This window comes from Corynebacterium sp. UMB4614 (assembly GCF_030217065.1).
In the GTDB taxonomy this organism is placed as follows: Bacteria; Actinomycetota; Actinomycetes; order Mycobacteriales; family Mycobacteriaceae; genus Corynebacterium.
Genome location: NZ_JASONC010000009.1, coordinates 24,837 through 37,825, shown reverse-complemented (window position 1 = coordinate 37,825; position 12,989 = coordinate 24,837). Strand labels below are relative to the sequence as shown.

The following is a 12,989-nucleotide window of genomic DNA, read 5'->3' as shown; positions in this document are numbered from 1 at the left end:
CCGCCGGGCTGACGGCCGCGCTCTGTTGAACACTTTCGCTCCAGCTTAGCCATACTCAGCACAAAACCACTCCGTTTCACACTTTGGGAACTTAATCCCATATAGTGGGTTTATGACACAGCACGACAACCCCACGAACACCACCACCGTGGACGCCGAAGAGCGCTCGGCACGTATCGCCGTCTTCGCTTTCCCGGCGTTCATCTTGGCTGGCTCTGCCCTGGCCTTCTTCTCCCCGGGCACCTTCACCCCGCTGGCCCCGCACGTCTCCACGATGATCGCCATCATCATGCTGTGCATGGGGCTCACGCTGACCCTGCCGGACTTCAAGGAGATCCTGCGCCGCCCCTGGCCGATCTTCATCGGCGTCGTCGCCCAGTTCATCATCATGCCGCTGGGCGCGGTCGCGGTCGCCAAGCTGCTGGGGCTCAACCCGATGCTCGCCATCGGCCTGCTGATGCTGGGCTCCGTCCCCGGCGGCACCACCTCCAACGTGGTCGCCTACCTCGCGAAGGGCGACGTCGCCCTCTCCGTCGCCATGACTTCCGTGTCGACGATCCTGTCCCCCATCGCCACCCCGATCATCATGCTGCTGCTCGCCGGTGAGGAGACCCCGGTCGACGGCGCGAACATGGCCTGGTCCCTGGTCCAGACGGTGCTGCTGCCCGTCGTCGGCGGCCTGGTCATCCGCGTGATCTTCGACCGCTTCGTCACCGCGCTGCTGCCGATCCTGCCGTGGCTGTCCATCATCGCCATCGGTGGAGTGGTCTTCCCCGCTGTCGCGAAGTCCTCCGACACCCTCGCCCAGGTCGGCCTGCTCACCCTCATCGCGGTGATCCTGCACAACGCCATCGGCTACGGCCTGGGCTTCCTGGCAGCCAAGGTCTTCGGTTACCCACAGGCCGTCGCCCGCACCACCTCCATCGAGGTCGCCACCCAGTCCGCAGGCCTGTCCTCCGCGATGGCGGGCAAGTACTGGAGCCCCGAGGCTGCTATCCCGGGCGCGATCGCCGCGGTCTGGCACAACATCTCCGGTGCGATCTTCGCCTTCCTGGCCCGCCGCATCGACGCCAAGCGCGCCGCACAGCCCGCCCACCAGGAAACCAAGCAGGCAAACCCAGAGGAGGTCCCGACCCCGGTCGCGGACTAAAAGCTCACAGAGCTTGCTCACCCTCCCGGCGCGTGAGCCCACGGGTTCACGCGCACAACCCAGAGACAGCTTCAATACACAACGATCCGGCGAAGCCAAGTTTGGCGGCCGGGTCGTCGTCATAATCGAGGTCGCCACCCAATCCGCAGGCCTGTCCTCCGCGATGGCGGGCAAGTACTGGAGCCCCGAGGCTGCTATCCCGGGCGCGATCGCCGCGGTCTGGCACAACATCTCCGGGGCTCTGTTCGCTTTCCCCATGCGCCGCTTCGCCAAGAACTAGCGGACCCCTACCATGGGGTTCATGCGCATCTTCGGCTTTGAATCCTTCGGCGGCCCCGATGTCACCCGCTTCCTCGACGTCGCCGACCTCACCTGGCAGCCCGGCAGCGTGCTGATCCGCCCCACGGCGATCAGCTTGAACCCCGGCGACATTAAAGTGCGGAATGGCCAGCGCCAGGGTTCCTTCCCGGTCTCTTTCCCCATGGCCATGGGCCGCGAGGCCGCCGGCACCGTCGTGCAGGCCGACCCTTCTACCGGTTTCTCACCAGGTGATCGCGTCTTCGGCTCGGCTTTCTCCGGCACTGGTGCTGCGAGCGATGCTCTTGTTCTTTTGGACGCCACCTCGACCGCAGCTATCCCCAGCGGTGTAGAGGCCACGGATGCCACCTGCCTCCCCGCGGCTGCCGGGACCGCCTACGACGCTTTGGCAGAACTGCACGACCTGGAGACTTGGCCGGATGAGGGCGCCCGTCTGCTGGTGATCGGCGCAGGTGGCGGTGTGGGCACGCATGCCCTGCAGTTAGCGCGGCATTTCGACATTGAGGTCATCGGCATTGCCAGTGCTCGCAAGAAGGCGCTGGTAGAGCGCCTGGGGGCGCGGTTTATGGACACCGCGGAGCTAGGCAAGACCGGTTCCCACGTCACCGTTCCACCAGTGGACGGCATCCTGGATCTAGTCGGCGGCGAGGTCTTGGAGGGGCTGGCGCACCTTGCACCAGAGGGCGCGATCCGCAGCGCCGCAGACAAGCAGCTGGCCGCCCGCCTGGGTGGCAGTGGCATCACTCGAATCCGCACCCAAGAGCGTTTCGCGGAGCTCGCCCGCTTGGTCGCGGACGGCGCGATGCGCCCGGTGATCGGCAGAGAGCTACCTTTCAGCGCCGCCGCCGAGGGCTACCAGGAGGTCGAGTCGGGCCACGCGCTGGGGAAGGTTGTTCTCACTGTGAATGACTAGCGGAAGCGCTAGGCTTCTTCATTAATACGACTCTTTGCTTTGCTTAAGGGCATTTTCATGAAGCGCATGCCTGCCCTAGTCCTACTCACCGTCGCCGCGATGGGATTAAGCGCCTGCGGATCTGAAGATTCCAACGATGCCGCCGACTCAGGCAGTGCCGCCAACGCCTCTGCACAGCAGGATTCGGCAGCTAAGGATCACAAAGCCCGCTTGCCCTCCCGGCGCGTGAGCCCACGGGTTCATGCGCACAACCCAGAGCAGCTGAAATACACAACGACCCGGCGACGCCAAGTTTGGCGGCCGGGTCGTCGTCATAAAGGAAGGAAGTTAGTCCTCGCCCCCGGTGGACAGGGCGGCGACGAAGGCCTCCTGCGGCACCGAGACGGTACCGATGTTCTTCATGCGCTTCTTACCTTCCTTCTGCTTCTCCAGCAGCTTGCGCTTACGCGAGATGTCACCGCCGTAACACTTGGCGAGGACGTCCTTGCGCAACGCGCGGATGTTCTCACGCGCAATGATCTTCGAACCGATGGCAGCCTGGATCGGCACCTCAAACTGCTGGCGCGGGATCAGGTCCTTGAGCTTCACGGCCATCTTATTGCCGTAGTAGTGCGCATTCTCGCGGTGCACGATCGCGCTGAACGCATCCACCGGCTCGCCCTGCAGCAGGATATCCACCTTCACCAGATCAGCCTGCTCCTCGCCGGCCTCCTCGTAGTTCAGGGAGGCGTAGCCCTTGGTGCGAGACTTCAGGGAATCGAAGAAATCGAAGATGATCTCGCCCAGCGGGATGCGGTAGCGCAGCTCCACGCGATCCTGGGAGAGGAAGTCCATGTTCTTCATCTGGCCGCGCTTGGACTGGCACAGCTCCATGGTCCCGCCCAGGAAAGCCTCCGGCACGATGATCGTCATATCCACCATCGGCTCGTAAACCGCCTGCAGCTTGCCACCCGGCCAGTCGGACGGGTTGCGCACGAAGGTTTCGGTACCGTCCTCCTGGATCACGCGGTAGACCACGGACGGGGCAGTGGAGATCAGGTCCAGGCCGAACTCCCGCTCCAGGCGGGTGCGGGTGATCTCCATGTGCAGCAGGCCCAGGAAGCCGCAGCGGAAACCGAAGCCCAGGGCGACGGAGGTCTCCGGCTCGAAGCTCAGGGAGGCGTCGTTGAGCTGCAGCTTCTCGATGGCCTCGCGCAGCTCCGGGTACTGGTCCGCGGAGATCGGGAACAGACCCGAGTAGACCATCGGCTTCGGCTCCGCGTAGCCCTGCAGCGGCTCGGTCGCGCCGTTGTGCGCCAGGGTGACGGTATCGCCGACCTTGGACTGGCGGACGTCCTTCACACCGGTGATGAGGTAGCCCACCTCGCCGACGCTAAGCCCCTTGGTCTTCGTCGGACCCGGGGAGACGACACCGATCTCGAGGGTGTCGTGCTCCGTACCGGTGGACATCATCTTGTTCTTCTCGCGGTCGTTCAGGCGACCGTCCATCATGCGGACGTAGGTCACCACACCGCGGTAGGTGTCGTACACCGAGTCGAAGATCAGCGCGCGGGCCGGGGCATCCGGGTCACCCACCGGGTGCGGAACGAGCTCGCAAACCCGGTCCAGCAGCTCCGGCACGCCCTCGCCCGTCTTGCCCGAGACGCGCAGGACTTCATCCGGCTCGCAGCCGATGATGTTGGCCAGCTCCTGGGAGTACTTGTCCGGGTCGGCGGCCGGGAGGTCGATCTTGTTCAGGACCGGGATGATCTCCAGGTCCTTATCCATCGCGAGGTAAAGATTCGCCAGCGTCTGGGCCTCAATACCCTGGGCGGCGTCGACCAGCAGGATCGCGCCTTCACACGCCTCGAGGGCGCGGGAGACCTCGTAAGTAAAGTCCACGTGGCCCGGGGTATCAATGAGCTGGAGGACCAGCTTCTCCCCCTCGTGTGCGCCGGACTGCGGCACCCACGGGATGCGAACGTTCTGCGCCTTAATGGTGATGCCGCGCTCCCGCTCCAACTCCATGTTGTCCAGGTAGCGGTCGCGCATATCGCGGTGTTCGATGACGCCGGAGAGGTCGAGGATGCGGTCCGCCAGCGTCGACTTCCCGTGGTCGATGTGCGCGATGATGCAGAAGTTTCGGATCCGCTCGGGCTCCGTAAACGTCTCGATGGCGTAGTTCTTCTGCTTGGCGCTCATGCCGTACTCCTCGACTCTCCTTCAAGCCACTTCTCCCCAGCACGGTGCGGGGGTAAATCGCTATCCAAACCCTACTATGTTCCGCGAATTGTGCACTATCGTCGCGCCTCGTTCCTAACGCCCCGCCAGCCGGGCGCGATAAGATCAGCGCTATGCCCCTTTTCGACCGAACGCCACCGCAACCGAAGCAGCAGGACCGGCCTGGCCGGATCACCCGACTGCTCAACCGGCACTTCCGGCACTACGGGAACCTGGCCGAGGGGCTCGAGCTACTGAACTCCGAGCTGGGGCTCACGGAATCCGCCAACGTGAGGTACGTGCCACCCGAACCCACCGTCAAGACCCCGACGCGCGTTCATGCGCGCGCCACGATTTATGCGCCAGACATGGACGGCCAGGCGGACCCCGGTGAGGTGGTGTGGGCGGATATCCGCCCCAACCGTGGGGCCGAGATCCAGCGACGGGCCGTCCTCATCGTCGGACGCAACCACCACACGCTGCTGACCCTGCTGATCTCGTCGAACGAAGAGCACCGCAACCACGACAATTGGGCTGCGATTGGGCCGGGCGCGTGGGACATGAACCGCAGCGAGAGCTGGGTACGCCTCGACAAGATCCTCGAGATCCCTGAGGCGCAGATCCTCCGGCGCGGACTGCATATGCCGGAGCGGCGCTACGACCGCATCGCTCAGCGGCTCCGCGAGGACTACGGCTGGCACTAGGCCGGTTAGGTTTCGCGCCTAGCAGCTGCTAAAATCCCTCGAGTTCCCCATGGGGGATTCGGGCCACCGACCGCACGGCGCAGGACCTTGGGCATCGTGTGAGAGAACGTCGTTGGACACACTCGGCCACCATGGTTGTCACGAACACTGATTTTTAAGGAAGAGGTAGCCAGCACATGGCAAACATCAAGCAGACCAAGAAGCGCGTTCTCACCAACGAGATCGCACGTCAGCGCAACAAGGCAGTCCGCTCCCGCCTGCGCACCGAGTCCCGCAAGTTCCACGCACTCGTGGAGGCCGGCGACAAGGATGCAGCCGAGAAGCAGATGCGCGTTGCTGCTCGTCTGTACGACAAGGCCGTCACCAAGGGCGTTCTGCACCGCAACAACGCGGCGAACAAGAAGTCCCGCATGGCCGCACACCTGAACGGCATGAAGTAAAGTACGCCGTTTCAGGGGGACCGCGCAGCGCGGGGGTTTCTCCGCCGCGGGGTTCCACTAGAGTACGAAGGGATCGGTTCTCCGGTCCCTTTTTGCTTTCCTGCGAAACCGCAATTTCGCACTCCTCTTTTTGAGAATCCAAGGAGCCACAAGTTCTATGAAGGAACGCTTCCGTTCGGCACTGTTCGGCACCGCGTTGGGGGACGCATGGGGCTTTCCTTATAACGCCGAGCCCCAGTCGGACAGCACCCCGCTGCCGGATCAGCTGAAGATCAGCGACGACACGCAGATGACGCTGGCGCTGACCGCCGCGATGCGGGCGATCGACGAGGGCGACATGGACCGCGACGAGGGCATGGAGACCATCGCCAGCCAGTTCATCGCGTACCGCCGGGACCCGGACTACCAGCGCTACCCGGGCGCGTCGAACACCGAGTCCCTGGATCGCCTGCTCGAACACGGCCCCAAGGAGTGGGACAAAGTATCCACCCACTCCCCTGGGTCGGGCGCAGTGCTGCGCTCCTCGGCCTCCGCGTTCCTCGGCCAGGGCGGCACCGGCGTGGGTTGGAGCGTGCTGCAGACCACGCTGACCCACGACTCCTGCCCGGCACGTGCGGCGGCAGCGGTCGTGGCGTGCGCGCTGCTCGCGGACCCAGGTTCGGACCTGCTCGACGTGGCCTCCGGGCTGGCGGGCGACCGGCACTTCGATGAGGACACGATCCTCACCGACCAGGAGAAGTCGGACATCATCGAGGACCTGGAGAACGCGCTCATCACGGACCTGCCGGGACCGGATGTGCCACTCGTCGAGCTGGTGAACCGCGTGATCGAGGTACGCAAGGTGATCAGCCCCATGCTGGCCAGCGGGGATTTCGAGGAGCTCTACCGCGATAGCCACAAGTTCCTGAAGATTCTGGGACGTGGCTGGGGCGCGGGTTCCGCTACCGCCTCCGCGCTGCTCCTGGCACAGCTGTATCTGGACAATGCTGAGCGCTACGCCCCGCAGGACTTCCTGCACGTCGCCGTGAGCTGGGAGGGTAACCGAAACTCCCGCGCCGCACTGACGGGCGCGCTGATCGGCGCGCACCTGGGGGATAATCGCTGGGAGGCGACCCGCGATTATGACTTCGGGTCCCGTTACGATCAGGCGATCCACTCCGGGGTCTGGGCCGGGTTCGGCGCCTAGTTCCCCGGTCGGGGGAGGCTATGGGGTGGTCGCCGGATTACACCGCCACCAGGCGACAGCACTAACGGCGGGCGATGAGCCCCGCGAGCTGTCGCACCGTGTCCTCCACCGCATATTCCGGGGCGGGCAGCTGCCCCTTCACCCCGGCATCCAGCTGCGCGACCAGCTGCACGCCCCGGGACACCGCCGCCGGGGGCCACTGCCTGGCCACCCGCAGCGTCTTCTCTAGCTTCCAGGGCGCCATCCCGAAGGCCGACGCATCCCTCCGTGGATCGATCCGTCCAGCACCGGCCACGCGCGCCACGTCTCGCATCGCGGTAGACAGCGCCGAGGCGATGAGCACCAGTGGCACCCCCAGCTGAATCGCCCGACGCGCCGCGGCCACGGCCTCCCCCTGGCGGCCGGCCAGCACCAGGTCCGCGATATCGAAACCGGTGACCTCCGCCTGCCCCTGGTAGTAGCGCTGCACGGCATCCGGGGTGACGTTCGCATCGGTGTCGGCGACCAGCTGGCTCACCGCACTCGCCAGCTCGCGCAGATCGGAGCCCACCGAGTCGAGCATGCGGTCCACGACCTCCGGGCCTACGCTCACCCCATAGGAGCGGAACTCCTGCTCCACGAAGGATCGCCGCTCCCGGGGCCGGAGTGGCTCCGCTGGGAAGATCCGTACCCCGAGCTTCTGCCACTCGTTGACCAGCCGCTTATTGCGGCCCTTCCCGCTGTGCAGCAGGATCAGCACCACGCCATCAGCCGGGGTTTCGATGGCGGACTTCAGCAGCGCCACCGTCTCCTTCCCGCAGTCCGCGACCCCGGAGATCACCACGATCCGGTCCTCTGCGAACAGCGAGGGGCTCAGCAGCTCGATGAGCTGCGGCTCGCTCAGGTTGGTGGCCTTGTGCAGCTCCACGGGTAGGTCTGGATTGCCCGCGTTCTTGCGAGCCGCGTGGACGATGGCGAAGCGTTGCCGCTCGGCGAGGAATTCCTCCGCGCCCACGATCATGTTGACCGCGGAGATCGCCGGGGGTTTCTTGCTCGCCTGTTCGCCACGTGCCATGCCCAAAATCATGCCAGATCATCGCGGGCCACCGGAAACAACCAGCCCCTTCGGTGTGAGCAGCCCCGCCCCATCGGCACAGGGATAGTGCACGGGCACCCCACCCGGCGTCTGGCTTGGCCGCCCGTGGCTGCGCCTCCCCGTGCCCTCGGCGGGCCCTTCGCAGTCCAGCACGACGATGAGCGCTGCCTCCCGGACGCTTAAGGCCTGCGCATCGCTGTTCACCGTCACTACCTTCGGCTCTCCGGCCGCTGTCTGCTCCCCTTTCTTTTCGACGACGCCGCCCGCTTGCAGTGTGAGCTTCCCCCGCGGCGTCTGGCAGGGCTGGCGCGTGGCGGTGGGATAGCGAAGCTGCCAACCGCTTGTTTCGCCGTCCCGACCGCAGACCGCGACGGCCCAGTGTGGCTCGGCACCGAGGTCGCTGCCCCAGCCCGGCGCGGGTGCCGCTGCCTCGTAGGGCCCGAGCTGCCAGGTGCCGATGCGTACGAGAAGCATCGCGCAGGCGATGAGCACGGGGATGGTCTGCCACCACAGCATCCCCATTGCTGCCAGGATCATCGCCCCGAGCATCGCTGCCCAGGCCAGCGCCCAGCCGGGTCCGCCGGGGGTGTGGAGCACCCAGGTGCGGGAGCATCGCTCGGCCACGGTGTGGATCCACCATGCCGCGGGGGCTGCAGGAACGAGAAGCCAGGCGGCCAGACCCACGGGCATACCGAGGAGCAAGGCAGCGCTGCCGACGAGGCAGGCAACAAGCGCCAGCACCATCAGCGGGGCGACCGCCCATCCCACCGCGAGGTTGGCGGGCACGGCCGCGGGCGAGACGATGCCCGTCATCATGACGATCGCCGGCTGGGTCGCCACATCGGCGACGAAGGAGACCGCGAGAGCGCGCAGGAGCATCCCTTCGACCACCCGTGGCTCGCGAGCCCAGCGGCGCTGGGTGAACCGGCCCCAGACCAGGATGAGCCAGCGGCCAATCCGGGGGCCGGCGGTCACGATCGCCACGGTCGCCAGCACCGAGAGCAGCAGGCCGTACTCCACTGCCATGCCAGGCCGGATCAGCACCAGGGCCAGAACCGCCCCACCAAGGGCTGCCAGCGAGTCGCTCCACCGGGAGCTCAACACCGCCACCGCCCCGACGAGCCCCATAAACCCGGCGCGCAGGATACTCGGCAGCGGCCCCACCACCATCGTGAAAGCCACGAGGGTGCCCATGACGATGACCCACCTACCCCGCCGGGACACCCCGCACGCGGTGGCGGCGATGGTCACCGCGCTGATGAGCACGGCGACATGCAGCCCGGAGACGGCGGTCAGGTGGGAAAGCCCGCTGACGATGTAGTGCTGCCGAATGTCCTGGGGCATCTGTGAGATATCCCCGATGAGCATGCCCGGGATCAGCGCCTCCGCACCGGAAAACCAGGCCTGGTTGGCCAACGTAGCCATCGGCCCGGTGCTGGCCAGCTCGTTGATGTTCCGGCGCAGCCGTGCGGAGATCCCCATAACGCCCCGTGGCTCTGCCGTGATGCTGGGCTGCCTGGTCGCGGAGAGCCTGGCGGGCACCAGCCCAGGGCGCTCATCGGCCCGCACGGTCGCCGCGAGTTCGAGGGTGGTGCCGGGCTGAGCAGAAAGCAGCTCCGGGCTGCGGTGGCGGTCGTTCACAAACAGTGGCAGCTCGCCCAGCCCAGTGATCCGTACCGGGATCTTCAGGCTGCCGCCGTTGAGCACCCGTGCCCCACCGGCGATGGTGACCTCTCCCCGGTAGTGGCCCCGCGCCCCCTCCTCGTTTTTCTCACCTTGCTGGCCTGTCGATTCGCTGGAGCTGAGTTCGCGCATGATCGGGTGACTATCCACCCGGTGAACCTGCAGGGCTGTGCCCGCTGCGGCCAGGCTGGCGATCGCCGCCGCGACCACAAGGTTCCACCCGGCAGCCCGAAGCAACCCGCGCCAGCGCAGGTAGCTGCGCACCCGTGATGAGACCAGCACCGCTGCCACAACAACCGCAAGGCCCACCGCAGCGACCGCCACCCACGGGCCCCGCAGCAGGATCGTCATTGCCGTTGCGGCCCACGCGGCCGCGGCGGGAAGCAGCAGCCTGAGGTCCGGTCCACGGCGGGCGCGCTGCGCATCGGGTGAGCGCGGATCTCGAGCCGCCTCCGGGGGCCTGCGGCCCGCCACCGAGTCCACGGGCTGGTTCTGCTCACCCGGGTGCTGCCGCACGCTCACAAGCTGACCCCGTCCTTCATCGCCGCGAGTTTGCCCGGCCCGATGCCGCGGACCTCCATGAGCTGCTCCACGGAGCGGAATGGCCCGTTGGCCTCCCGCCATTCGACGATCGCCTTGGCCGTCGCAGGCCCCACCCCGTCCAGCGTCTCCAGCTGCGTGGCATCCGCGGAGTTGATGTTGACCTTCCCGCCAGCTGCACCTCCCCTGGCCTCGCTACCACCAGCCCCGCCAGCCGACGTACCACCAGCAGTACCGCCCGACGAGCCACCAGCACCAGCCGGCCCGGCCTCTCCTGGCCGCAGCACATAGGAACCGTGCTGGTCCACAACGATCTGCAGGCCGTCGGAAACCTTCTCTGCCAAGTTCACGTTATTGAGATTCGCGCCGGGTAACGCCCCGCCAGCCTTATTGATGGCATCGCCCAGCCGCTGCTTTCCGGTCATCTCCAGCAGCCCCGGGGTGCGCACCTTGCCCTGCACAGATACGACGACCGCCGCGGCGTCGTCCTGCTTGCCGTCACCCGCCGCCGCACCGGAGCCACCGCCCTGGCTGGTGGCGTCGGCTCCAGCGTCCCCGTCACCGGCAGCACCGTCCTTCGCCGCCGCACCGCCAGCCCCGTCCCCACCCGCCGAAAGCACCCTCTCGGCATCCTCGCTATGAACGTTCCTGCCCGCCGGGTTGATGACGTCCTCTGCCTCGTCACCTGTCCGGGTGAGCAATCCGATGCCACCCACCGCGATCACCACAGCGGCGACGATCCCCACCAGCACTTTCGCCGACGCAGCACTCAACCAGGAGCGCTTCTCGAAGTCCACAAGCGCTGTCTCGTGCCCCGGCATCGGCTGGGTCAGCGCGGCGATCCGTTCCTGGAGCGCGCTGTGATCCTGCTTGCGTTGAAAACTGCCTCCCATGCCGCCCAGCGAATCACGGTTGCCGGGCACTCCCACCGAAGCAGAAGGTAACCCCACGCCAAAAACCCTGGGGCCTGTGGACAACCCCGACCTGTGGATGGGGCAGGTTAGTCGCAGACCACGGCCACACCGATCGCACCCGGACCCGTGTGAACCGCGATTCCTTCGGAGACCTCGTAGAGCTCGACGTCGACCTCGGGCAGAGTCGGCGGCGTCGGCTCGGCCGAAGCACCCCCATCGGCAGTCTCCGCCGCGGCATCCTGCGCAGCCTTCGCCGCCTTGTCGGCTTTATCAGCCTTCTCGGACTTCTTCGACTTTTCCGGCTTCAGGGCCCGTTCCACCAGCTGCGCTGGGAGCTCAGCCAACTGTTCCTCGAGCATCTGCTTCAGGTGCTTGGCGGGCTCCACCGCCTCCGACTGCATAATCCCGATCTTCATGCGCCGGGGCTTGCGCCCCTCCTCGGCCGCGGCATCAGCCTCGGCGACGACGACCTCGCTGGCCATCTCCACCAGCTTCGCCATCGCCTTGGCCTGGGTGCGGGTCTTCGCCGCCAGCTGCAGCTCCCCGTCCGCAAGCTTGAGGATCGGCTTGATCGCCAGAGCGGTAGTCAGCAGCGTGCGCGCGGTGGACAGGCGCCCACCCCGGCGCAGGCTATCGATCTTGTGCACATACAGCCACAGGGTCGCGGTGCTCAGCACCCGGTCCGCGGCGTCGGCCACCTCGTCGAGGCTGCCGCCAGCGCGAGCCACCCGGGCGGCCTCCAGCGCAGCGTAACCGAGCGTCATGCCCGCCGTGTTCGTGTCCACGACGCGCACTTTGCCCTCCAACACCCCGGCTGCGGTCACCGCGTTGGACCAGGTGGAGGACAGCTCCTTGGATAGATGCAGTGCGACCACGCCATCGTCCCCACTGCGTTCCAGCAGGCGGGCATAATTAGCGGTCAGCTCCAACGCCCCCAGCCCGGCGGTGGTCTTCTCTGCCCCCTGCCCCGAGGTGTACAGATCCACCACCGTCACGCCCGCAGCGTCGGCGAGATCGCGGGGCAGGCAGCTCGAGGAGTCCGTGATCACATGAACGGTCACCGTGCTGCGCCCCCTTCATCCGGGTTGTCCAGCTGCTGGCCCGGAACCTCTACTCCGACGTTCCAGCCCTCCAGGTACCAGCGCGGGTTGCGCCACCACTCGGCCGCGGCCTCCGGCACTTCAGGAACGGTCGAACCGTCCACCGCGGGCGCGGTCTGCGGCCCGTCCCCCTGCCCAGACACCGGGAAGTGCGGGCGCGCCACCAGCTCGGCCCAGCGCGCGTTGCCGAGCCGGGCGAATACCGGGTAGTGCTCCGCCGGGACATCCAGCAAGCGCGAGGTCAGCGCCGCAATCGACCCACCATGCGCCACCACCAGCACGGTGCCATCGAAGGCATCGGAGGCCATGAGGTCCGCGATCCCGGCCGCGGTGCGTTCGGCCACATCCAGCCGGGTCTCCCCACGGGGCGGTGACCAGCGCGGATCGTGGCGCCAATACGCCCGCTGGCCGGGGTATTGCTCGTCGATCTCGGTGTGGGATCCGCCCTGCCAGTCCCCCAGGTGCGTTTCCCGGAACCGGGGGTCGATCTCGACGTCCAGCCCCCAGGCCTCGGCGACGATACTCGCCGTCTCCACCGCGCGCTCCAGGTCGGAGGCGACCACCTTGGTGACGTTCCAGTCGCGGGCCACCGCGGCGACGTCGCGGGCTTGCTGCCGGCCAACCTCCGATAGCGGGGTGTCCAGCTGGCCCTGCATGCGCCCTGCGGAGTTGTACTCCGTCTCTCCGTGGCGCATCAGGATGAGCCTGCGCTGGCTCGCGTTAGCAGTCATGGCGGTGTTCTTCTTAGTGTTGTTTTATCGTGGCTG

11 protein-coding genes and 1 pseudogene are annotated in these 12,989 nt (G+C 66.7%); 6 read left to right on the top strand and 6 right to left on the bottom strand.

All coding sequences use genetic code 11. The features are described from left to right. The first annotated feature begins 112 nt into the window (after positions 1-112). The 3 genes and pseudogenes from QP413_RS05460 (at position 113) to QP413_RS05450 (ending at position 2,381) form a co-directional block, all read left to right on the top strand. Positions 113-1,150, top strand: a complete 1,038-nt coding sequence (locus QP413_RS05460; protein WP_284781000.1) for a bile acid:sodium symporter family protein — start codon at positions 113-115, stop codon at positions 1,148-1,150. A gap of 124 nt (positions 1,151-1,274) precedes the next feature. Continuing rightward, positions 1,275-1,430 (top strand): annotated as a pseudogene (locus tag QP413_RS05455) (bile acid:sodium symporter family protein); the annotation flags it as partial. 21 nt (positions 1,431-1,451) lie between these two features. After that, complete coding sequence (locus QP413_RS05450; RefSeq protein ID WP_246817964.1) at positions 1,452-2,381, top strand: NADP-dependent oxidoreductase; 930 nt, start codon at positions 1,452-1,454, stop codon at positions 2,379-2,381. A gap of 327 nt (positions 2,382-2,708) precedes the next feature. Here QP413_RS05450 and lepA read toward each other — a convergent pair whose 3' ends face one another. Then, positions 2,709-4,562, bottom strand: coding sequence for a translation elongation factor 4 (lepA, locus tag QP413_RS05445; protein WP_284780998.1), 1,854 nt, complete (start codon positions 4,560-4,562; stop codon positions 2,709-2,711). A 152-nt stretch (positions 4,563-4,714) separates the two neighbouring features. Between lepA and QP413_RS05440 the strand changes: the two genes are divergently transcribed. From QP413_RS05440 to QP413_RS05430, 3 genes are all read left to right on the top strand, one after another. After that, positions 4,715-5,284, top strand: coding sequence for a type II toxin-antitoxin system PemK/MazF family toxin (locus QP413_RS05440; protein ID WP_284780997.1), 570 nt, complete (start codon positions 4,715-4,717; stop codon positions 5,282-5,284). Positions 5,285-5,460: 176 nt separating this feature from the next. Further along, a complete protein-coding gene (gene rpsT, locus QP413_RS05435; protein ID WP_012360603.1) occupies positions 5,461-5,724 on the top strand; it encodes a 30S ribosomal protein S20 in 264 nt (87 codons plus the stop codon). A 157-nt stretch (positions 5,725-5,881) separates the two neighbouring features. Next, complete coding sequence (locus tag QP413_RS05430; RefSeq protein ID WP_284780995.1) at positions 5,882-6,910, top strand: ADP-ribosylglycohydrolase family protein; 1,029 nt, start codon at positions 5,882-5,884, stop codon at positions 6,908-6,910. A gap of 61 nt (positions 6,911-6,971) precedes the next feature. On the opposite strand, the gene holA is transcribed toward QP413_RS05430, so the two are convergent. The 5 genes from holA to QP413_RS05405 are packed head-to-tail and all read right to left on the bottom strand — an operon-like array spanning position 6,972 to position 12,953. After that, the gene (gene holA, locus QP413_RS05425) at positions 6,972-7,976 is read right to left on the bottom strand and encodes a DNA polymerase III subunit delta (protein ID WP_284780993.1); all 1,005 of its coding nucleotides are present in this window, start codon (positions 7,974-7,976) and stop codon (positions 6,972-6,974) included. Between the two features lie 6 nt (positions 7,977-7,982). After that, a complete protein-coding gene (locus QP413_RS05420) occupies positions 7,983-10,190 on the bottom strand; it encodes a ComEC/Rec2 family competence protein (protein ID WP_284780991.1) in 2,208 nt (735 codons plus the stop codon). Continuing rightward, a complete protein-coding gene (locus QP413_RS05415; protein ID WP_284780989.1) occupies positions 10,187-11,158 on the bottom strand; it encodes a ComEA family DNA-binding protein in 972 nt (323 codons plus the stop codon). Before QP413_RS05415 ends, QP413_RS05420 begins: the two co-directional genes overlap by 4 nt. A 50-nt stretch (positions 11,159-11,208) precedes the next feature. Then, positions 11,209-12,183 carry a DegV family protein gene (locus QP413_RS05410; protein WP_284780988.1) on the bottom strand — a complete coding sequence of 325 codons (975 nt, stop codon included), beginning with the start codon at positions 12,181-12,183 and terminating at the stop codon, positions 11,209-11,211. Beyond that, the gene (locus QP413_RS05405; RefSeq protein WP_284780987.1) at positions 12,180-12,953 is read right to left on the bottom strand and encodes a histidine phosphatase family protein; all 774 of its coding nucleotides are present in this window, start codon (positions 12,951-12,953) and stop codon (positions 12,180-12,182) included. The genes QP413_RS05410 and QP413_RS05405 overlap by 4 nt, the downstream gene beginning before the upstream one ends. Positions 12,954-12,989: the final 36 nt, after the last annotated feature.